This is a genomic window from Actinosynnema sp. NPDC037264 (assembly GCF_055603705.1).
Genome location: NZ_JBVJVK010000008.1, coordinates 197,597 through 219,309 on the forward strand (window position 1 = coordinate 197,597; position 21,713 = coordinate 219,309).

The 21,713-nt window shown below is 72.9% G+C and carries 16 protein-coding genes; 5 read left to right on the plus strand and 11 right to left on the minus strand.

Annotation, left to right across the window (positions count from 1 at the left end):
* Positions 1-984 precede the first annotated feature (984 nt).
* Positions 985-1,941 carry a hypothetical protein gene (locus ACZ7GX_RS12980; protein ID WP_498776049.1) on the plus strand — a complete coding sequence of 319 codons (957 nt, stop codon included), beginning with the start codon at positions 985-987 and terminating at the stop codon, positions 1,939-1,941.
* On the plus strand, positions 1,941-2,483 hold the full coding sequence (locus ACZ7GX_RS12985; RefSeq protein ID WP_498776051.1) for a hypothetical protein: 543 nt from the start codon (positions 1,941-1,943) through the stop codon (positions 2,481-2,483). Before ACZ7GX_RS12980 ends, ACZ7GX_RS12985 begins: the two co-directional genes overlap by 1 nt.
* Before the next feature lie 116 nt (positions 2,484-2,599).
* On the opposite strand, the gene ACZ7GX_RS12990 is transcribed toward ACZ7GX_RS12985, so the two are convergent.
* The 3 genes from ACZ7GX_RS12990 to ACZ7GX_RS13000 all read right to left on the minus strand — a co-directional run bounded on the left by ACZ7GX_RS12990 (position 2,600) and on the right by ACZ7GX_RS13000 (position 8,452).
* Positions 2,600-5,548 (minus strand): tetratricopeptide repeat protein, encoded by a 2,949-nt coding sequence (locus tag ACZ7GX_RS12990; RefSeq protein WP_498776053.1) that lies wholly within the window; start codon positions 5,546-5,548, stop codon positions 2,600-2,602.
* 343 nt (positions 5,549-5,891) lie between these two features.
* Positions 5,892-7,154 (minus strand): glycosyltransferase 87 family protein, encoded by a 1,263-nt coding sequence (locus tag ACZ7GX_RS12995; protein WP_498776055.1) that lies wholly within the window; start codon positions 7,152-7,154, stop codon positions 5,892-5,894.
* Positions 7,151-8,452 carry a bifunctional glycosyltransferase family 2/GtrA family protein gene (locus ACZ7GX_RS13000; protein ID WP_498776057.1) on the minus strand — a complete coding sequence of 434 codons (1,302 nt, stop codon included), beginning with the start codon at positions 8,450-8,452 and terminating at the stop codon, positions 7,151-7,153. The genes ACZ7GX_RS12995 and ACZ7GX_RS13000 overlap by 4 nt, the downstream gene beginning before the upstream one ends.
* A gap of 592 nt (positions 8,453-9,044) precedes the next feature.
* Between ACZ7GX_RS13000 and ACZ7GX_RS13005 the strand changes: the two genes are divergently transcribed.
* Positions 9,045-9,194, plus strand: a complete 150-nt coding sequence (locus ACZ7GX_RS13005; RefSeq protein WP_498776139.1) for a hypothetical protein — start codon at positions 9,045-9,047, stop codon at positions 9,192-9,194.
* Positions 9,195-9,291: 97 nt separating this feature from the next.
* Here ACZ7GX_RS13005 and ACZ7GX_RS13010 read toward each other — a convergent pair whose 3' ends face one another.
* From ACZ7GX_RS13010 to ACZ7GX_RS13025, 4 genes are all read right to left on the minus strand, one after another.
* Complete coding sequence (locus ACZ7GX_RS13010) at positions 9,292-9,690, minus strand: hypothetical protein (RefSeq protein ID WP_498776059.1); 399 nt, start codon at positions 9,688-9,690, stop codon at positions 9,292-9,294.
* A gap of 272 nt (positions 9,691-9,962) precedes the next feature.
* Complete coding sequence (locus ACZ7GX_RS13015; protein WP_498776061.1) at positions 9,963-11,300, minus strand: HEAT repeat domain-containing protein; 1,338 nt, start codon at positions 11,298-11,300, stop codon at positions 9,963-9,965.
* A 192-nt stretch (positions 11,301-11,492) separates the two neighbouring features.
* Positions 11,493-12,290 (minus strand): hypothetical protein, encoded by a 798-nt coding sequence (locus ACZ7GX_RS13020; protein ID WP_498776063.1) that lies wholly within the window; start codon positions 12,288-12,290, stop codon positions 11,493-11,495.
* Positions 12,287-12,628, minus strand: coding sequence for a hypothetical protein (locus ACZ7GX_RS13025; RefSeq protein ID WP_498776065.1), 342 nt, complete (start codon positions 12,626-12,628; stop codon positions 12,287-12,289). Before ACZ7GX_RS13025 ends, ACZ7GX_RS13020 begins: the two co-directional genes overlap by 4 nt.
* 66 nt (positions 12,629-12,694) lie before the next feature.
* Here ACZ7GX_RS13025 and ACZ7GX_RS13030 point away from each other — a divergent pair, with 66 nt between their 5' ends.
* Both ACZ7GX_RS13030 and ACZ7GX_RS13035 read left to right on the plus strand, forming a co-directional pair.
* Positions 12,695-16,612, plus strand: a complete 3,918-nt coding sequence (locus tag ACZ7GX_RS13030; protein WP_498776067.1) for a CHAT domain-containing protein — start codon at positions 12,695-12,697, stop codon at positions 16,610-16,612.
* Positions 16,613-17,078: 466 nt separating this feature from the next.
* Positions 17,079-17,264 (plus strand): hypothetical protein, encoded by a 186-nt coding sequence (locus ACZ7GX_RS13035; protein ID WP_498776069.1) that lies wholly within the window; start codon positions 17,079-17,081, stop codon positions 17,262-17,264.
* Between the two features lie 28 nt (positions 17,265-17,292).
* Here ACZ7GX_RS13035 and ACZ7GX_RS13040 read toward each other — a convergent pair whose 3' ends face one another.
* The 4 genes from ACZ7GX_RS13040 to ACZ7GX_RS13055 are packed head-to-tail and all read right to left on the minus strand — an operon-like array spanning position 17,293 to position 21,705.
* Positions 17,293-18,618, minus strand: coding sequence for an LLM class flavin-dependent oxidoreductase (locus ACZ7GX_RS13040; RefSeq protein ID WP_498776071.1), 1,326 nt, complete (start codon positions 18,616-18,618; stop codon positions 17,293-17,295).
* Between the two features lie 2 nt (positions 18,619-18,620).
* Positions 18,621-19,796 (minus strand): ROK family protein, encoded by a 1,176-nt coding sequence (locus tag ACZ7GX_RS13045; RefSeq protein ID WP_498776073.1) that lies wholly within the window; start codon positions 19,794-19,796, stop codon positions 18,621-18,623.
* Positions 19,793-20,146 carry a 4Fe-4S dicluster domain-containing protein gene (locus ACZ7GX_RS13050; protein ID WP_498776076.1) on the minus strand — a complete coding sequence of 118 codons (354 nt, stop codon included), beginning with the start codon at positions 20,144-20,146 and terminating at the stop codon, positions 19,793-19,795. Before ACZ7GX_RS13050 ends, ACZ7GX_RS13045 begins: the two co-directional genes overlap by 4 nt.
* A complete protein-coding gene (locus tag ACZ7GX_RS13055) occupies positions 20,143-21,705 on the minus strand; it encodes an FAD-binding protein (protein ID WP_498776078.1) in 1,563 nt (520 codons plus the stop codon). Before ACZ7GX_RS13055 ends, ACZ7GX_RS13050 begins: the two co-directional genes overlap by 4 nt.
* Positions 21,706-21,713: the final 8 nt, after the last annotated feature.

Consider the following 21,713-nt stretch of genomic DNA (forward strand, 5'->3'; position numbering starts at 1 on the left):
CGAGCAGTTCGGCGAACCTAGTCGTCTCGTTGCGCAGCACCACCGACGGCCCTGCCAAGATCACCCAGGTGGCCTGCGGTTCTCGGGGTCCTCGTCTTGCGTTGTGGGTTCGCCGGTCCCGTAGAAATTGACGTCGCCATTAATCGTATGGGCTTGAACGAAGTTCCCGGAACCGCTGTTCGTGATCAGATTGTCGACACCTGCTGCGGGTGGCGCTGCGGTTGCTCTCTCGCGCACTCGCTGGTCAAGGAGTCTGAGAGCGATGCCGGCGAGCCCGAGAAAGAATTTTACCGCGAATGCGATCAACCCGATTATGAGGGCGAGAATCGCGCCGTGAAGTATCAGTCTCGCCGGATTTTGGGCAGCCTGGCTATACGACTCTTGCGGTAACGAAAAGGCTGATTAGGCCCTTCACGTGTGCACCGACCGGAACCTCCTGCTGACGGCTGCTGCCAAGGTGCCTGTTCCTACCGTGCCACCGACCTGATCTCCAGGAGGACAACCTCCTCGGCGGGCACCTCCGGCTCAGGCATGAGGTGTTGAAGCAGATCGCGAAGCCGTTGACCGGGCCGTCGACCCGTGGGTTCGTGGTATTGGATCCGGCGAGTGCCGGCGGTCGACGGCGCCCACCTTCGACACTTCGGACACGCCGAAGAACCTGGACCGGTTCGGTCGCCGTCGGTGCCCGCTCCGCGCAGGAAGTGGTCGGGCGGCGTTTCCGCCGGTGGTGGCCATCCCGGGCCCGGTCCTCGTGCGGCCCGCTCGATCCGGACCACGACCTCCGGGAGCAGCGGTGGGCCGCCGGCGCGGCGCTGGGGCGGTCGGCCGGGCCGGCCTCGCCGGAACGGCGATCGTCACAGCCGGGTGACTCCGCGGTGGCGACGCCGCACCGGGGTCGGCGATCATCGGGACGGCGTGGTTTGCCGGTTTGTGCGCATGAGGTTTCAAGGTCGTCGCTATCGTGACGTCGGCTTGGGGGTCTGGATGATCGATGCTTCACCCGACGACGGGGTTGAGAGTCGTGCCGCGACGGCGAACACGCAGAGCGGTGCGGCGGGCAACGTCGTGCAGGCACGGGACATCCACGGCGACGTCCGGCTGGACACGCCTTCAGTGCCGCGTTCGTGGGCGCCCGCCGCGGTGCTCGCCGTGGCGGTGATCGTCGGAGCGTTGATCATCGCCTGGCCGAGGTCGTCGGACGACCCCGCGGCCGGTGCGCCCGCGGAGTTGGGCGTAGTGGTCGACATGTCCCACAACGACCAGGCCCCGTGGGGGTACGTCTCCGAGTCCCCCGACTTCCCCGGCCGCGCCATCGTCCGCCGACTGGCCGAACCGATGGCCGCGGTGGATCGTGACCTGGTGCGGGAGATCCGCACGTCGGACGGGGCGATCAGCCTCCACCGCCACCTGGTCCGGCTGCACCTGGTGGGCCCCGTCGGGGGCACGAGGGTGACTGACATCCGGCCGGTCGTCCGGCGGACGGCACCGCCGCCCTCCGGAAGCCTCGTCCACGTGCCGCCCCAAGGCAGTGAGGAGTCCTCGGAAGTACTGCTGCTGCTGGACGAGGGGTTCCCGGTGCTGCAGAGCTCCGAACCGATGCCGTCACCCCCGCCGGGAGAGGCGGGCCGTCGGATACCCACTGGCCCGTACTTCCCCCGGCACACGATCAACCTCGCCGCCGGTGAAACCCATGAGGTCGTGCTGACCACCATTGCGCGGTCCCGCAGTTACGAGTACGACCTCACGATCACCCATCAGACCGGGACCGAGATCCGGGAGACCGTGGTCGACAACAACGGCCAACCGTTCCGGGTCGCCGGTCGCTCGTGCAGCAGCGAACACGTCGCGAGCTACCAAGCCGCCTATGGGTTGGTCACGGGCTTGAGCGTGGTCGCCGAGTTCGACCCCGCTCGCATCGATCTCGGCCCGATCCGCTGCTGATGACCACGCCCGACGCCAACCGCAACCGGCTCGTGGTGAGCATCGTTGCCGCCGTGCTGATCATCCTGGCCGCCCTGGCCGTCCGTTCCTCGCTCGACTCCCCGGACACCGGGCAAGGACAAGCGCCAACGACCACGACACCGTCGTCGACGACCACCCCGCCCGCCGGCCGGACGTGCGGCGAGATCAAGAGCGTGGACGCGGACGGCCGACCAGTGCCCGCGGCCCTGCTCGCCCAGGCCCGCGCGATTCACGAGGCAGCGTGTCGAACGGACCCCCGCACATTGCTCGACATCCTCACCTCACCAGGCCACGAACTCCCCGAAATGACCCTCGAACACCTGCAGACAGACCCCGGGGCCAGGGCATCCCTCGCCCTCACCTTGGAAACGGCTCCACGCACGAACCAGGGCGGCCACACCTACTGCGCGCCAACCGGCGCCGCTGCGGTCTTCGGACGCGGAACCCATGACCGCCCGGGTGGCCTGACAGCGTTCACCACACGGCCCACTGGCATGACCGAAGGACTCTGCCCAGCTTGACGGCACGTCCAGGCCGCTGACCACCTACCTGGTTCGTCGGCACACCTCGCCCACGGTGCGCAGGGCGCGGCGGTGTGTGAGGAGCGAAGCAACAGGTGGGCGCCGCAGCGAGGCCGTCAGCTTGACCACAGGTCGAGGTTTCGGCGGACGCGGGCGGTTTCCGGGTGGTCGTCGCCGTGGACGGCCCGCATGTCGCGGAGCAGGGCGGTCAGGATCGTCGTCGCCGTCGCGCGGTCTCCGGATTCGCCGACCACCGTGGCCAGGTTGTGGCGCGACGCCAGTGTCGTGGGGTGGTCAGCGCCGAGAGTTCGGGCCAGTTCCGGTACCAGCGCGCGCAGGTGGCCGGGATCGCCGGCTCGTCCTTGCCAGAACGCCAGGTTGGCGCGGACGGCCAAGAGCTCCGGGTTGTCGGGGCGACGGTGTGCCGACAAGGAATCGGCGACGACGGCAAGGGCGTCGACCGCGGTGGTGTGGTCGCCCGTCGTGCCTGCCCAGTGCGCGAGCTCCATGTGCCAGTGGTGGGTGTCTTCGTGGTGAGGGCCGTTGATGCGGAGGCTGGTCGCGGCGAGGGCTTTGCAGGTGGCGGCAGCGGCGCGTGCGTCGCCGGCGCGACCGAGCCACCGGGCGAGTTGGGCGCGGGCCTGGATCGTCTGCGGGTGGTCGACGCCGGACAGGCGTTCACGCTCGGCGGTGACCTTGGTGAACAGCATCGCGGCGGCTGCCGGGTCGCCGTCCTCGCCCCGGGCGTCGGCGAGGTTGTGGAAGGCGGCGATGGTGTCCGGGTGCTCGTCGCCCTGGACCCGCAGGCGGTCGGCGGCAAGTCGTTCGAAGGCAGCACGTGCGGCACGCGTGTCGCCGGCGGCGCCGAGGAACGACGCCGCGTTGTTGCGCGCGGTCAGGGTGTCCGGGTGGTCGGGACCGACGACCTCGGCCAGGTCCTCGGCGATCGCGGTCATCTCCCGGGCGGCGGCCGCCGGGTCGGTGCGCCCGCGTGCCTGCGCGAGGTTGGTCCGGGTGATCAGGGTGTGGGGGTGGCGTGGACCGTGGCTGCGGGTCAGGTCGGTGACGAGGTCGGTGAACTCCGCGACCGCTCCGGCGTGATCACCGGCTTCCGATCGCTGCAACGCGAGGTTGTTCCGCGCGCTGAGGACCTGGGGGTGTTCCTCGCCGAGTGCCTCGGTGAGGCGACCGAGCACGGCGGCCGAGTCCTCGGCGGACGCCGTCCACGTCGCCAACTCGTGTCGAGCGCCCAGCACGTCGGGGTCGCCCGGGTCGGCCGCGCGTGGGTGCTGGGCCAGCAGTTCGGTGAGCAAGCGGACCGCGCCCGCGACGTCGCCCGCCTTGCCGACCCAGTGGGCGTGGCCGACGCGCAACGTCAGGGAGAGCGGGTGGTGCGGGCCGAAGCGGCGCTCGTGCTCGGCCACCACCTCGCCCAGTTCCCGGGCCGCCTGGGCGGCTTCTCCGAGCGCGCCCCGCGCCTGGGCCAGGTTGAACCTGGTCTGGAGGGTGTCGGGGTGGTCGGCGGGTAACCGCCGCAAGCGCTCCAGCAGGACGTCGCGCAGCCGGGCCATGGCCGCGGCGGACCGGTCGAGGTTCGCGCGCGCCGTCACGGCGTCCACGTGCGCGCGGTCGGTGTCGGGGTGGTGCGGTCCCAGGTGGTCCAGGGAGAGGGAGTGCAGCCGGTCGGCGAACTCCGCCGCGGCCCGCGCTTGGCCGGCGGCGAAGTAGCTCGGGCCGACGTCGGTCAGCAGGGGGTGCAGGCCACCTCCCCATAGCGCGGGGCCCGCGTTGCCCAGCAGGCGCTCCGCGTTGGCGCGCAGGGCTCTGGACTCGTCGCGATCACGTTCGACGGCGGGCCAGAGGTCGTGCAGCGCCCCCGCGGCGCTCATCGCCGACGCGGCGAACCGGGTCTGGTCCGCCCGCTCGAGGTGCTCCCTCGTCGCCCGCTGGACGAGCACGTGCGTGCGCACCGCGCGGTGCGGGTCGGTGCTGTCCAGGTCCAGCAGGCTCAGCCTGCTCAGGTTGCCCAACGCGGTCACGGCGTCGTGCTCGTCCACGGGCGACCCGGCGGCCACCGAGAGGAACTCACGGCTCAGCTGGTGGGTGAACACGGACCTGGGCATCCCGTCCGGGTCGAGCAGCGCGGCCAGCTCCAGCGTCGGTCGGGCCAGGCCGGGCGGGGTCAGCCGGTCGGCCAGCTCCACCGACAGGGACCAGGTGACGGCCACGGCGGCGTGGTAGTCGTCCGGCGGCGGGTCGGCGGGCAGCAACCGGGCCAGGGCGCGCCGGCGGTCGGCGAGCAGGTTCAGGTACTCCTCGCAGGTCAACAGCGGTTGGTGGGCGAGGTACGCGGCGGCGTGGGCCAGTGCGAGCGGCAGGTGGCCCAACTCGGCCGCCAGTGACCAGAGCGTGCCCACCCCGTCGGTCGTCACCCGGTCGGGCAGGCGCGCGACGAGGTAGGAGAGGGACTCCTCCGCCGTGTAACAGCCAAGCTCGACGGTCCTGCGGCCCGGTCCGGACAGCGCCGCGTCGCGGCGCCGGGTCGTGACGACGGTCGTGCCGGCCGCGTCGACCGGTGGCCACAGCCCGGCGAGGTCGGCCGGGTCGCGCACGTCGTCCAGGACCAGCAGCCACCGCCGGTCACCCGCCAGCCACCCCAGCAGCCGGCGCGCGCCCGCCTCGGCGTCGGGATCGTGCCGGCCGTCGAGGTCGGCGGCCAGCGCCGCGAACCCCGCGACCACTTCCGCTCGGGACCGCGCGGGCAGCCACGCCACCAAGTCCGCCTCCCGACGTCCCCAAACACCCATGGCCAAGTCGACGGCCAGCTGGGTCTTGCCCACGCCGCCGAGCCCGGTCAGCACCACCATCCGGTCGTCCGGCCACGACAGCGGCCGGCGCTGGAAGCAGTGCGCCAGAGGCGGGAACGCGCCCCAGCGGTGCGGTAGCGGCAGGGGATCGCGCGGCGCGGCGTAGATGTTCACGTCACCGCTGATCACGCCGGCCTGCACCACCGAGTGCGCCACCCCGAAGAACCGGTTGCCGTAGAACCCGTCCGCTGTGCTCACCGATCACCCCTCGCCGTCGCGACCGCCCGAACCGGCCTGTCCCGGGCGCGGCCGTCGGAGAACACCCGCCCTGGATCACATCGCTCCAGTCCTCGTGATGTGACACCGGACCCGAAGGACCACGACGCTCGCCGACGCCGATGCGACCTCGGGTCGTCAGGCACCCGCGCAGATCCGGCAAGTCGACGTTCTTGGCTCGCCGTGCCGCGCGGGGCGAGGTCGTGCTTTGCGGACGTCCGGCGCGTGGCGCGGCCCGGTCGCGACAGGCCGTGTGGGTGGACCGGCAGGCTCGGCGCGCACCGCAGGACGCGCCTGGACCGCCTCGCCGACCGCTGAGACCTGGTCAGCCCGACCGCGTGGCCGCCTCCGCGACGGGTCGGCCGGTCCGTCGCAGGACGACGGCGAGCGCGCAGAGGAAGCCGATGGCGGTGAGCAACTGCACGGCGTGCAGCAGCACGATGGTCGTCAGGCTGCCCGGCAGCACGGTGTTCGCCACGGACAGGTCCGGTGAGACGACCACGATGACGTACGTCAGCACGCCCGCGGCGGACGACGTCAGCCACAGGGCGGCCAACCCCACCCGGTGCGCCACGCCGCGCCGCCTGGCCCACCACATCCACATCGCGAACCCGGGGACCAGCCAGACCCAGTGCTGCGGCCACGAGAGCGGGGACACCAGCAAACCGGTCACGGCACAGGCCAGGACACCGGCGGCCTCCACACCACGCCGACTGGCCCACGTCGCGATCGCCAGCCCGGCGACGCCCACCACGGCCGCCAGCAGGAGCCACAGCCCCTGCGCGGACAGCACTCCTGGCAATTGCCCGAGCACGCCCTTCAGCGACTGGTTGAAGGCGCCGGCCGGGCCGGTCATCTCGGTCCGCTCGGTGGCCAGCATGAGCCCGCCCCACCAGGCGACGGACGGTCCGGGCAGCACGACGAAGCCGACGAGCACCGTGCCCAGGAACGACGCCGTGGACACCGCGGCGGCGCGGAACCGGCGGGTGAGCACGAGGTAGACGATGAAGATGAGCGGGGTCAGCTTGATCCCGGCCGCGATGCCGATGCCGACGCCCTGGAAGCGCCCCGGCCGCCGGGCCAGGTCGGCGAGGACCAGGAGCATGAGGAACACGCTCACCTGGCCGACGTTGAGGTGCATCACCAGCGCGCCTGACGGCAGGGCGACGACCGTGGCCAACAGGGCGTACTTGGCCCGACGGCGCGGTGACTCCCGTTCCACCAGTCCCATCGCGAGCCAGGCCGCCGCTTCCAGCGCGAGCACCGAGAGGAACGTCCAGAGGACGAACCCGACGTGCAGGCTGGTCAGCGCGAGCGGGATGAACAGCAGCGCGGCGAACGGCGGGTAGATGAACTGGAACCCGTTGTCGGTGGCGATGTCGTAGGGCGAGACGCCGTCGAGCACGGCCGAGCCGGTGATGTCGTAGACCTTGAAGTCCACCTCCAGCATCCAGATCGAGCCGCCGATCGGGATGGTGGCCGCGAGGGCGGCGGTCACCATCGCCGCGATGGCGACCGCCGCGAGCACCATGCCGGGCGGTGGCCGGTGGGGTCGCGCCGAACGCGCTGGTGCGCCTGCCGCGGTCATGTCCGGGGTTCCTTCCTGGGTGCGGGGATCGATACCGGCCGCAGCCGGAAGATCCACGTGTTGAGCAGGACGAACCGGCCGAGCGTGCCCAGGGCCGACGAGGCCAGGAGCACCACCAGTTCGACCAGCCTCGACGGGTGGTCGGTGACGGCGTCGAGCACCAGCAGCGCTCCGGAGGTGAACCCGCAGTACAGGGCGAACACGACCAGGGACTGCAGGTGCACCAGCACGAGCGGCCCCCGCGGCCGGTCCCGGAAGGTGAGCCGCCGGTTCGCCTCGGTGTTCAGCAGCAGGCTCAGCGTCATCGCGACCAGGTTCGCCGCCAACGGCGGCCACCAGGTGCGGAACACGGTGTACAGCACCAGGGTCGTCACGGTGGCCATGAGGCCGATCACGGAGAACATCACCAGGTGGCGCAGCCGCGGGGTGTCCCGCACGGCCAGCACGGCGTCGGGGTGGACCGCGTTGGGCTCGGGCCGGGGTGCCAGCTCCGCGATGTCCGCGCCACCGGAGAGCTTGGTCCACACCATCCGGATCAGGCCGCGCAGGTTCGTCGCGGCGGTGCCGGTGACGTTCACCCGGCTGTCCACGTCCTCCACCCAGTCGACCGGTATTTCGAGCACCCGCAGGCCGTTGTGCTCGGCCAGCAGGAGCAGTTCGGTGTCGAAGAACCACGTGTTGTCCTCGACCCGTTGGAGCAGTGGGCGCACCACCTCGGCCCTGGCCGCCTTGAAACCGCATTGCGCGTCCCGGAACTGGGCTCCGTGGGTGAGTCGGAGAAGCGTGTTGTAGCCGCGGGAGGCCAGTTCCCGTTTGATGCTCCGCACCGCACGGGCCCCCGGCGCCAGTCGCGATCCGATGGCGATGTCCGAATGGCCGACGGCCAATGCGGCCACCAGCGGAATGGTCGCGTCGAGGGCGGTGGACAGGTCCACGTCCATGTAGGCGACGACGTCGGCCCGACTGGCCGACCAGGCGGCCCGCACCGCGTTTCCCTTGCCGCGTAGCTCCACGGACATGACGCGCACCCGGGGCCACTGCTTGGCCAGCCTCTTCGCGACCAGCAGCGTGCCGTCGGTGCTGGCGTTGTCGACGATGGTGATCGTCCAGTCGAACGGCATCCGCGCGGTCAGGAAATCGTGCAACGTGGCGACGCAACCGGGTAACGCGCGCTCCTCGTCGAAAACCGGAATGATGATCTCGACGGTGGTGGTGACGAGGGGAGCGCTCGACGGGACGTCGGACGGCGCCGGCTCTTCGCCGGACAGGGGCAGTTGCTCCGGCAGGGGACCATCCATGTCCGCACCTCTCCGCAAATGCCGCGGCGTCAACCGTAGCTCCGATCGCGGTGGGGAAACTTGTTCTGGAGTGCGGAATGTGCAGCGCACGTCGACGCCGCGAGCCGGGCGCGGCGCACCGCGTACTCGTGGTCGGCGAGCTCGGCGCCCGCGCCGTCGCGGCGTCGAGCACGACCAGGCGCACCCGCTCGCGCGGCGGTCGCCCGTGCCACCGCCCTGGGCGCACGGCTGGGGGAGTTCCTGCGCTCGCTGATCACCCCAGCGTGGACCAGGTCGTGGAGTCCTCCGCCACCGGGCCCGTGCGCGGCCCCAAAGGTCGATGGCGTTCCAGACCGGTCTGACCGCTGCGGGGATCCGAAGCTGCTGCTGCGGTGCGGAGACCTCGCCGAACACTGACCTGCTTCAAACGACTCGCGGAAGTCACCACGTGAGACGTGGTCTGGGCACTTCACCCGCCGCGGGTTCAACGGCAGCCCGATCATCTCGGCCAGCGTCTTGCGTCCGCCGAACTCCACGAACCGCAGGTGCCGGCAGTGATTTGCGGCCCGCTCCGTGATCCGAGCGTTCTCGTGCCCCAGCTCGACGCGGCAACCTGGCCCACGCCTCCATGTCGGTCGGCGACCTGGGTCGGGCGATCCGGCTGTACGAGGCTGCCGTCGCCGACAGCGAGCGGGTGCGGGGACCCGACCACTCCACGACCAGGACGATCCGGTCAAGCCTGAGAACCGCGAGATCGTCGTGAACGCTCACGCCTCGCGGCTACGGACCGGCCGCCGGCGTGGAACCACCGCTCATCGGCAGTAGCGGTCAGCGCAGTTCAGGGCAACAGGCAGCTCGGGTCACAGTCCGGCGGCCTTGAGCAGGTAGGCGCGTTCGTAGTCGCGCAACTCGGCTCCCGGCAGGCTGGTGTCGGCCAGCAGCCGGCTCACCCAGTTCGCGTCGGCGGCGAACGCCGACCGGCACAGGGCTCGTTCGGGGTGGTCTTCCTCACGACCGCTGATCGCCAGGGCCGCCGCGTTCTCGGGGTCGGTCGGCTCGGACAGGGCAGCGGCCACCAGCACCAGACCGAACAGCTCGCCCCGCCGGGGCACCGAGGGATCGGCCGCCAAGCGCAACAGGAACGGCACCACCGCCGGCATCACGGCGCTGATGTGCATGGGCCCCGACATCACCAGCCACCCCAACACCCGTTCGGCTTCCTCGGCCGCATCGGGGTCGAGCAGACCGCGCAGCAACACCGGGACCCCCTCCGGGCAGCCGGGGATCGCCGACCACGCCACATCGTCACAACCGGCCAACGCCGGATGCGGCAGAGCCTCCTGTGCGAAGTGCGGGCACGCCGCTGTCAGAGCCGCGATCGCCGCTGCGGCGGCCCCGCCATCCACCTGGCACACCGACGCGCCCCCCGTCATGCCCGAACCGAACCGCGAGACAAGCGAACTCCGCCCAACCGACGCCTCGAGCCTATCCGCGGCGAGCGTCGTCCCGATCCCCGCATGAGCGCATACCGTCAGGCCGGCTCGTCCGAGCCCTGTTCGCGCAGCCAAGCCGCAGCTTCTTCACGTACTTCCGCCGCCGGGTCCTCCAATGCCTCGCGGACGACGTCCGCCACGTGCCGGGAATCCCTGCGCCACCACAGCAGCGACAGAATCGCCAGGCGCCGTACGGAGGCGTCCGGGTCCTGCCGAATGCTCTGGCAGAGCAGCGGCAACACCCGCGGGCCGACGTCCCGACCGAGCCGGCGTCGGCCGAGGACGGTCACGGCGTGCCGGCGGACGATGACGTGCGGCGAGGTCAAGCCGACAACCGCGGCGTCCACCTCGTCCGCCGCGATGTCGCAGTATCCGTGCCCGGGCTCGAGCCGCCGATTCAGCGCCGGCACGTATGCCGGCCAACGCTCGATGAACTCCACCAGGGGCCGGTAGTCCAGCGACGGCGGGGTGACCGCGTCGTCGCGGAAGCTGGTGTACGGCGCGGCGACAGCGCTCACCACCACGTCCGGTGGGAGACTTCCGACCTGGTCGAGAACGAGGTCGAGCCGACCGAGGCGGGACAGCGCCACCGCGATCCACTCCTGGTTCGGCCCGTCGGTCTGCCTCAGGCCGGCTCGCAACGCTCGGATGACGTCGTCATCGGGTCGGCCGATGTCGGCCAACAGCTTCGCCGCCTGCCACGCGCGGTCCGGCGTGCCGAGCAGGGAGATCAGGGACGGGAAGCCCGCCGGGCCGAGATCACGCAGAGTCGATTCGACGGTGTCGGGGTCGAGGAGACCGTCGAACGTTCCCAGCAGGGAAGCCAGGTGTGCGGCGCGCTCGGCGGGCGGGAGCGCGGCGATGGCGGCCGCCGCGGCTGACCGCTCGTCCAGTTCAGGGAAGTGGCGACGCACCTCGGTGGTCGTCAAGACGCGCCTGATCAGCGTTTCGTGGTATTCGTCGTCGAGGAGCAGCACCACGAAGTCCGGGTGGACGTCCTCGTTCTGTCGCAGCGTCGTTCGTGCTTGCCGGCAGATGCGAACCAGCATCGTCAGGTACCGGTCGAAGGTCGTCCGCCACTGGCGGGTCGTTCCGGAGCACGCCTCCGCGGTGAGCGCTTTCTCCCAGCGTCCGGTCGAGTCCTCCGGGAGCCAGCGGTCGTGGTAGGTGCCCCAGTCCGGGGCACTCCAGCGCAGGTCCGCCTGGTGCTCGGCGGGCTCTCGAGCCAACGCCTCGACGCTGTTGATCCCGAGTAGCGGGAGTGCGATCGGACCGTCTTCCTCCCGGTAGAGGTGATCCAGCACCGCCACGTAGAGCCGCTCGCCTGGATGATCACCCATCGCCGAGATGACGGACCGCACCACGCCCTCGTGCACGGCCCGTTCGAACCCAGGCCAATCCAAGTCCACCGCCACGCCGCCATCGTGGCAGACGACCCCCGCCCGACATCCGCTCATCGGCAGGAGCGGACGTCCGTCGCGGCGCTCGGTCCGCGGCATGAGCGGATGTCGGTCATCACGTGAACGAGCGTTGCGCCGGCGGATATCGGCGGTGTTGGCCGTGTTCTCTCAGGTTCCCTTGCGGAACGCTGCCGTGACCTCCTCGCCGGTGGTCAACGGTGCGCCGAGCTCGCGCGCCAGGCGGCCCGCGTGCACGTCGACGACCGCTTCCAGCAGGTCCGCGTACACCTCGACCGCTCCGCGCACCCGCACCCACCCGACGACCGCGACGCACACCGCCACCACCACCGCCGGCCACCAGAACGCCCCGACGACCGCGTAGGGCACGCACCACGTGGTCGTCGCGACCGCTGCCTCCGCCTCCGCCCGTGCCGACCGCAGCTCGGCCCGCCCGGAATCGTCGAGCACCAACCACAACCGCGCCCACCACGACTTGAGATCGACGGCGTACTGGTGGTGCACCCGGTCCTCGACGGCCGCCAGCCGGTCGCCGGTCCACGTCGCTCTGGTCGGCGCGGCGAGCGCGATCCGGTTGCGCTTCGCCGCCTCACCCCGTTCGTGCGCCCGCACCCATCGCCGCCGCCGGCTCCGTGCCGCCCAACGCGGGCGCGTGCCGAGGAAGCAGCGCCACGTCACCGGGCACAGCGCCCGCACCACGAGCCCCGCCGCCACCGATCCCAGCAGCACGGCGGCCGGCGCGAGGAGTTGGGCCGCCGGCGGCCGGGTGCCGAGGTCGCGGGTGGCCCCGTCCACCCGGGCGACCAACCTCGTCACGTCCAGCGCGTGCGCGTGCCCCAGCAGCGCGCCCACCGCCGCGGTGGCGAGGAACAGCACGCCGGGCAGCACGAGCAGCGACACCCACCGCTCGGCCACCCGCTTGCCCAGCTCGCCGAAGAACGCGTTCACGCCGGTCGCCGCCTCAGCGGCTCGTCGCGCAACCAGCACCGCTCCGCCGGCACCGGACCGCCCGGCTCCCGGGGCACCTGCCGCGCGCACGCGTCCGACGGGCACGCGTACACCTCGCCGAACGGCCGACCCCGCATCCCGGGCAGCACCAGGTCGCGGCCGCGCAGCACGTCGGCGGGGATGCCCAGGCGCGGTAACTCGTCCTGCAGCGGGTGACCCGCGCGCACCCTCGCCAGCACGTCGTCCAGCACCCGCCCCAACCCCTGGCGCGTCACGGCGGCGCGCAGTTCGGGCAAGGTGGTGCAGAAGGCGGCGAGGTGTTCGTCGGCGTGCGGCACGACGTTCCTCCTCTTCGTCGGGGACCCCCCAGCCTGTCAGGAATACACGGAGATCGAGGTGGGTGGGTGCGGGACGAGCTGGTCCAGGACGTTCTCGGCCGGATCGCGCGCGCCGACGACGGCGACGCGGAGGCGGTGCTCGCTTCGGAGGCGGAGGCGGCGGGAGAGGCGTTGTTGGCGTTCCTGTCCCCGGAGGGCAAGCTCGACTTCGAGGTGCTGCACGTCGTCGGCACCCTGCACCTGGCGCGTTCGATGTGGCGGGAAGGACCGGCGGCGACCGAGTCGCGCACCCTCGCCGAGATCCTGCTCGCGCCGGTCTTCCTGCTCCGCCCCGACCTCGCGCCGCCGATCTGGGAGGGCGACCCCGCGGCCCCGGAGGGCCGGCGTCGGCGCGACCTCGGGTCCGCGTTGGTGCGGGTCGGCATGGTGCTCGGCAACCCGACCGCGTTCCTCGTCGCCGTCGACGTCCTCGCCCCGACGGCCAACGATCCGGCCGACCCGTTCGCCGCCGGGTGCGGTGTCGTGCTCGCCGCCGCCGCACGCCTGCTGTCCTGGCACACCGGCGATGCCGGAGCGTTGACGACCGCCCAGGTCGCCGCGCAGCGCGTCCTCGACGCGGAGCCCACCGACGCCACGCCGGCGGCCCGTGCCGAACTGGTCCGCGCGCTGCTCCTGGAGCACACCCGCACCGGCGACCAGGCCGTGCTCGACCGCGCGGTCGAGCACGCCCGGCAGGCACCGCCCGACGACCCCGAAGCCCTGGGGGTCGCGGGGATGGCGCTCGCGCTGTCCGCCGAGCGCACCGGGGACCGCGCACTGGCGCGGGAGGCCGTCGCGCTGGGCCGCGACGCCGTGGCCCGCCGGCGCGAACCCGACCAGCTCGGCGCGCTGGCGACCGCCCTGCACACCACCGCCGGGTTGACCGACGACCCCGCCCCGCTCGTCGAGATCACCGACCTGTTGCGCCCGCTCCTCGACTCCGGCTCGCAGCAACTGCTGCACCTGCACGGCAGCGCCCTGTTCCGGCTGGCCTCGACCGATCCGGCCGCCCTGGACGAGACGGTGACCGTGCTGGCCGGAGCCCTCGCGCAGCTCCCGCCGACCCACCCCGACCACCCGGTCCGCACGGGCATGTACGCGGAGGCGCTGTGGCGACGGTGGAAGCACACCGGTGACCGGGACAGCCGTGACGCCGCGCTCGCCGTCCTGGAAGGCGGCGCCGACCCGCGCCTGCGCGCCACCCGCGTGGGCTACCTCGTGGACCTCGCCGCGTCGGGCCACGACGTCGCGGACGTCGACTCCGCCCTCGCCGCCGAACCGGACTGGAACGGCCGGGCGACCCTCCTCGGGCACCGCTACGACCTGGTCGGCGACCGCGCCGCCCTCCTGGAGGCGATCGCCCTGAACCGGGCACACCTCGCCGACCCGGACGATCCCGAGGACGAGGCCCGCATCGCGCACAACGCCGCCATGCTGCTGCGCAAGCTGCACGACCTCGAGCGCACGCCCGAGGCGCTCGCCGACGCGCTGGACCTGGCCCGGCGCGGTGCGACCGCCCACCCCGCGCCGACGGGCCGGCAGGCCGCACGCGTCGCCCTGCTGGCCCTGCTCACCGCCGAGAGCGGGCAGGTCGAGGAAGGCGCCCGGCTCGCCACCCAGGCCGTCGCCGACTGCCCGCCGGACCACCCGAGCCGGTCGACGGTCCTGACCCGCGCCGCCGAGGCCCACCTCCGACACCACGACGCGACAGGCGCGCGCACCTCCCTCGACACCGCGATCGCCGTGGGCCGCGCCGTCCTCGCCGACGAGGACCGGACCCAGGTGCTGGACCTGCTCACGGTGGCGTTGCGGCGGCGCGCGGAACTGTCACCCGACCTGCACACCCTGGACGAGGCGGTCGACTTCGGGCTGCGCGCGGTCGAGTCGCAGCCCTTCTCGCGGCTCCGGGCGTCCACGGCGCTCAACCTGGCGGGCGCGCTGGCCGACCGCTACCGCCGCACCCGGGACGTGGACGACCTGCACCGCGCACTCCAGGTGATCCGCGACCACCTCGGGGCCGTCCAGCCGACCGACGACCTGAAAACCCGGCTGACGGACCAGATGGGCGTCGTGATGATGTTGCTGTACCAGCACACGGGCGAGAAGGACACGTTGCGCGAACGGGTGCGGATCGCCGAGCGCGGCGCCGAACGGTTCGGCCCGCACGACCCGACCCGCCCCCAGGTGCTCAACAACCTGTGCTCCTCGTTGATGGAGCGCTACTTCGTGGACGGCGACCGAGCCGACGCGGAGCGGGCCGTCGCCGCCGCCCGTGAAGCCGTCGCCCTGACCCCCGCCGGCCTGGCCATCCGCGGCTCCCGGCTGCTCAACCTCGCGATCGCGCTGGGAGTCCTGGGCAACGCGACTGGCGCCACAGGCCCCCTGCGAGAGGCCGTCCGCGTCGCCGAGGCGAGTGCGGGCGTGCTCAACGCACCGCCCGCGACCCGCATCCGCGCCCACCGGGTGTGGGGTGGCTGGGCGGTGATCCTCGGGCAGTGGAGCACCGCACTGGCGGCCTTCGCCGGCGGCGTGGACCTGGTGGCCCAGGTCGCGCCCCGGCACGTGCGCCGGGCGGACCGCGAGTTCCGCCTGGCCGACCTGCGCGGGGTGCACACCGACGCGGCCGCCGCCGCCCTCGCGACCGGCGACCCGGTCCGCGCCGTCGAGCTGCTGGAGCAGGCCCGCGGCGTGCTCCTCGTCGACGAGCTCGACGCCCGGGCGGGTTCGCTCGCGCTGCGCGACCGCGCGCCGCACCTCGCGACCGAGTGGGACGCGGTGCTGGAGGAGCTGGCCGACGAGTCCCAGTCGACTGACGAGCGGCAGGCGTTGTCACAGCGGTGGCAGGACGTGCTGGACCGGATCCGCGCGGTTCCCGGTCTCGACGCCTTCCTGCGCCCACCGAGCGCGCTGGACCTGCGCGTCGCCGACGGCGCGATCGTGCTGGTGAACATCAGCCGGTGGCGCTGCGACGCCCTGCTGATCACCTCCCGCGGCGTGCGCTCGAAGCGGTTGCGGCGCGTCACCCTCGAGGAGGTCGAAGAGCGTGCCGGCGCCTACCTCTCGGCGCTCGACACGCTCGACGGCGGCGACCTGGTCGCCCGGTTCCACGCGCAGACCGTGGTCCGCGAAACGCTGGTCTGGCTGTGGGACACGGTCGCCGGACCGGTCCTGAAGGCGCTCGGCCACACCCGCGCGCCCCGCGCCACGTGGCCCCGTGTGTGGTGGTGCCCGACCGGCGCGCTCACCCACCTCCCGCTGCACGCCGCAGGTCGGCACGACATCCCCGGCGAGGCCGTGCTCGACCGCGTGGTGTCGTCCTACACACCCACCGCCCGCACCCTGAGCCACACCCGGTCCCGCCCGCCGACGACGCGGCGCGACCTCCTCGCCGTCGCCATGCCCACCACCCCCGACCACGCCGACCTGCCCGCGACCGACGCCGAGGCGACCGACCTCGCCGCGCTCCTCGCCGCCGAACCGCTGCGCGGTCCCGCCGCGACCCGGGCCGCCGTGCTCACCGCGTTGCCCCACGCGACGTGGGCCCACTTCGCCTGCCACGCGCACAGCGACCCGCTCGTCCCGTCCGCCGGCCACCTGCGGCTCGCCGACGGCACGCTGACCGTCGCCGACATCGGCGCCCTGCGCCTGGAGAACGCCGAGCTGGCCTACCTGTCGGCGTGCTCCACCGCCCGCGCTGCCCGCACCACGCCGGACGAGGTGATCACGCTCGCGTCGGCGTTCCAGCTCGCCGGGTTCCGACACGTCGTCGGTGCGCTGTGGCCGATCCAGGACGCCGTCGCGGCCCGCGTCGCAGCCGCCTTCCACCGCCGCGTACACGCCGGCACGCCACCAGCCGAGGCCCTGCACCACGTGTTGCGCGAACTGCGCACCGAGTTCCCGCTCGCGGTGTCGCAGTGGGCCGGGTACGTGCACGTCGGCTCCTGACCGCCGTTCCCGCCACGGCCACTCGTGCGAGGCGAGCGGGTCGGGCGCGGACGTCCCACGGCTGGTCTCACGGATCAACCTGGCCCACCTCTACCGTCGGCAGGTGATCCGGATCAGGTGATCCCGCTCTACGAAGCCTCCATCGCTCACTCTGAGCGGGTGCCGGGCTCGGGCCACCCCGCAACGAAAATCGTCCGAGGTCACCGGTCCGCGCAGGAACGCCCACCCCATCCCGGGTCGGACTGGCACAGATGACCCGGCAGTGGGCGGCCTGGGCCGAGCAGCAGGTCCGCGACTGGCCCGACACCCACAACGGCCCCACCCCCGCCGACCTGCTGACCCGACTGGGCACCGGCCGCACACCCTGGTGACACGGCGACCTGCAGCTCTCGGCACAGCCACTTCGGCACACCCTCGGCACAGGCGCCGCAGAACCTCAACCGCAGCAGGTGTCCGGCCGCCTGGCGTGCCTCCAGAACGCAGCCACGGCGACCGACGATGGGAGGACGCGGTCAACGAATTCGTCGACCGCGCCTACCTCAGGCTCGTCGACAACGGCACCAGGCTCAGGGTGGCGGTGCCCGTCCACCACGCCTTCCTGCGTGCGAGGGTGTCGGAGCTGCCGGCGGTTCTCGACGAGCGCGGCCGTTGACCGGAGGCGGCGTCGGGCCGAACGTCGTTCAGACCACCGTGGCGTAGCGGCCGGCCGGGCGCGGCAGGCCGTAGTGCTCGCGCAGGGTGCGGCCGGTGTACTCGGTGCGGAACAGGCCGCGGGTCCGCAGCAGCGGCACGACGTGGTCCACGAAGTCCTCCAGGCCGGACGGCAGCAGGGGCGCCATCACGTTGAAGCCGTCCGCCGCGCCCGTGGTGAACCACAGTTCGATGTGGTCGGCGATCTGCTCGGGCGTGCCGGCGACGACCTGGTGCCCGCGCCCGCCGCCGAGGCGACCGAGGAGTTGCCGCAACGTGAGCTCCTCCCGCCGCGCCAGGTCGCGCACCAGCTCGAACCGGCTCTTCGCGCCGTTGACGCGGCTGACCGGGGGGAACGGTGGCAACCGCTCGTCCAGCGGGTGGTCGGTCAGGTCGAGGCCGATCAGCTCGCCGAGCTGCCGGACCGCCCGCACCGGGATGATCAACGCGTCGAGCTCGTCGGCCAGCCCTCGCGCCTCGGCCTCGGTGCCGCCGAGCACCGGGACGATCCCGGGCAGCACCTTGACGCCGTCGGCGTCACGCCCCCGGGCCCTGGCACGCCGCTTGAGGTCGGCGTAGAACGCGGCCGCGTCGCCGTGCGTCTGGTGGGCGGTGAACACCGCCTCCGCCCACGCCGACGCGAACGCCCGGCCGTCCTCGCTCGACCCGGCCTGCACGAGCAGCGGGTGCCCCTGCGGGCTTCGCACGGCGTTCAGCGGCCCGCGCACGGAGAAGAACCGACCCTTGTGGTTGATCTCGTGCACCTTGGCGTCCTCGGCGAACACACCGGATTCCGGGTCCACCACCAGCGCGTCGTCCTCCCACGAGTCCCACAGCGCGGTGACCACGTCGAGGAACTCGTCGGCCCGCCGGTAGCGCTCGGCGTGCTCGGCGTTGACCTCGCGGTTGAAGTTCTGCGCCGCCCGGTCGCCCGCCGTGGTCACGATGTTCCACCCGGCCCGCCCACCGCTGAGGTGGTCGAGCGAGGAGAACAGCCGCGCCAGGTTGTACGGCTCGCTGAACCCGGTCGACGCGGTCGCGATCAGCCCGATGCGGTCGGTGGCCTGCGAGATCGCGGTCAGCAGCGTGATCGGCTCGAACCGGTTGGCGGCCGTGTGCCGCACGTCGCCCCAGACCTGCACGCCGTCGGCGAGGAACACCGAGTCGAACGTCCCGCGCTCGGCGGTCCGCGCCAGGTGCTGGAAGTGCGCCACGTCGTCGAGGGCGCGCGGGTCGGTGCGGGGGTGCCGCCAGGCGGCTTCGTGGTGGCCGACGCCCATGAGGAACGCGTTGAGGTGGAGCTCGCGTGCGGACAACTTCAGACTCCCAGTCGGATCGGGTTGCGGAGGTCGAGCGGGTCGGCGTAGATCGCGTCCAGCTGGACGGCGCCGGCCGCCACGCCGAGGACGTCCAGGCCGAAGCTGCTCGGCAGCACGGCCGAGGGCGACGGGCACGCGCGCGACGTCGCGGCCACCTCGGCGCGCAACGCCTCCGCGCACTCGGGCAGCCGGGTGACGCCCAGTTCGGTGACCACGACGACGTCGGGGTTCACGATGTCGAACAGCAGCGCCGCGGCACGGGCGACGATCCTGGCGCGCTCGACCAGCAGCGCGGTGGCGGCGGCATTCCGGGCCGCGGCGGCGTCACCCAGCTCGGTGATCGACGGCCGGGGGATCACGCCCGCCCGGTAGGCGCGCCACGCCCACGCGCGGTCGGACACGGTGGCTTCCAGGCACCCGGCTCGGCCGCACGGGCACTCGATCGCCGGGTCGCCCAGCGCCAGGTGCGCGACACCGCCCGCCGCCGACCGCGCGCCCCGGTGCGTGCCGCCGCCGGTGATGATCGCCGCGTCGACCACGTTGCCGACGAACAGGTGCACCAGCGACTCGTGGTGACCCGCGGCGCCGAACAGCTGCTCGGCCCTGGCCAACGCCCGGGCGTGGCCGTCCACCAGCACCGGCAGCCCGGTGCGCGCCGCGAGCAGGTCCCGCACCGGCACGTCCCGCCAGCCCAGCGAGGCGTGCTCGACCAGCACACCGGCCTCGGTGTCGACCCACCCGCCCGCGGCCATGCCGAGGCCGAGCGGCACCTGCCCCGGCAGGTGCTCGGCGTGCAGCCGCACCAAGCGGTCGGCGGCGGTCGCCAGCACCTCCTCGTGGTCGTCGGGGTCGCGGTGCGGCACCCGCAGCCTGGCCCTGACGCGACCGCGCAGGTCCAGCAACGCCAGCGTGCAGAACTCGTGGGCGATGTGGATCCCGGCCACCAGGTGGCGACCGGTCTCCACGTCCACCGGCGTGTGCGGGCGTCCCATGCCCCGGTACGGCAGGGAGCCCGCCACCTCGGTGAGCAGGCCGAGGCCGGCCAGCGCCGCGCAGTTGCGCGTCACCGCCGCCGGGCTCAGGCCGGTCAGCCGGGCGATCGTGGTGCGCGCGACCGGTCCGTGCCGCAGCACGGCCCCCAACAACGCCGACGCCGCCGTGCCGCGGGGGTTCACGAGATCAGCGGCGGGCCGGCCGGCGACAGCGCGGGGCCCACCGCCCGTGCCGCGCCCGGGGTGCGCCCGCGACCCCACCCGATGTCACGGCGGTAGCTGCCCAGCAGCCCCGTCCGCCGCAGGTGCTCCTCGTCGTGGGCGAACGACTCCGCCGGCAACGGGTGGGTGTGCGGCGCCACGAACAACGCGTCGGTCGGGCAGTTCGCCTCGCACTGGAAGCAGGTCTGGCAGTCCTGCTGCCTGCTGATCACCGGCACGCCGTCCGCGCCCCGGTCGAACACGTTCGTGGGGCACACGACGACGCACTTGTCGCAGGTGACGCACTGCGCGGCCGACACCAGCTCGATCACGCCGCCACCTCCTGCGGGCGGGCCCACACCTCGTCCAAGCCGCCCGAGGTGATCCGGAAGTGCTGGGCGGGGTCCAGTTCGGGGAAGTCGAGCCGCTTGGCCATGCCCCGGCTCTCGCTGCGCACCAGCGCCGAGCCGTACATCCACCGGGCGTGCGCGGCCATCGCCGCGGCCTGGCGCGCCCGCACCGCGTCCGGGCCCTCGGCGCGCAGACCGGAGCGCAGCGCCGACCACGTGGCGTCGAGCTGCCCCAACGCCGTGCGCAGCACGTCACCGTGCCGCAAGTAGTTCTTGTCGTACGGCAGCACTTCGGCCTGCACGGCGCTCACCACATCCGCGGACGACACCGACGACGTCGTCCCGGTCGGGCGCAGCCCCGCACCACCGGCGGCGTGGAGGCGGCGCCCCGAAGCGGACGCGCCGAGTGCACGCGCGAACCGCGCCGCCGCTCGCCCCGACCACGACCCGGACGAGATCGCCCACGCCGCGTTGTGGCTGCCGCCGCCGGTGAACCCGCCGCAGATCAGCTCCCGGGTCGCCGCGTCACCGGCCGCGTACAGGCCCGGCACGGTGGTCGCGCACCCGTCGTCCACGATCCGGATGCCGCCGGTGCCGCGCACCGTCCCCTCGGCCAGCAGCGTCACCGCGAACGGCTGGGTGAACGGGTCGATGCCCAGCCGGTCGAAGGTGAGGAAGAAGTTCGGCTGCGCCAGCCGCATCGCCGTGCGGGCGGCCTCGTCGGCACGGTCGAGCTTGCAGAACACCTTCTCCGACGCCAGCAGCGTCCGCGCGATCACCGAACGGCCGCGTTGGCTGCCCGCGCCGTCGAGCACCGATCCGTCCGCCCGGTAGAACGTGGCGTAGTTGTAGAACGCGGTCTTGGTGACCGACGTGTGCTCGGGCGCGATGCCGTAGGCGTTGGAGAACTCCATGCCGGACAGCTCCGCCCCGACCTCCGCGGCGAACAGCGCGCCGTCACCGGTGTTGACGTTGCAGCCCAACGCCTTGCTCAGGAACGCGCAGCCGCCCGTGGCCAGCACCACCGCACCGGCACGCACCCGGAACGCCCGGTCGGCCTGCCGCTGGTACCCCGCCGCACCCGCCACCACGCCGTCGTCGGTCGCGAGCAGCTCGGTGACGGGGCTGTGGTCGAGGACCCGCACGCCCGCCCGGCGCACCCGGACGCGCTGCCGCCGCATGTACTCCGGCCCTTGCAGGCCGTTGCGCAGCGGTCGGCCGTCCGGACCGACCGGGAACGGGTAGCGGGCCAGCTCGTTGATCCGCTCGTAGGTCTCGTCCAGCACCCGGGCCATCCAGCGCCGGTCCGCGAGGTGACCGCCCAGCGCCTCCCGGCTCGCCATGGCCCGCTCCCGCGCCTCGGGCTCCGGCGGCACGTACCACACACCGGTGCCACCGGACGCCGTCGCGCCGCTGGTGCCGCAGTACCCCTTGTCGGCCAGCACCACCGCGGCGCCGTCCTCGGCCGCCTTGAGCGCGGCCCACGTCGCGGCGGGCCCACCGCCGACGACCAGCACGTCCGCGTCGAGTTCGAGCGTCATGCGAAGCT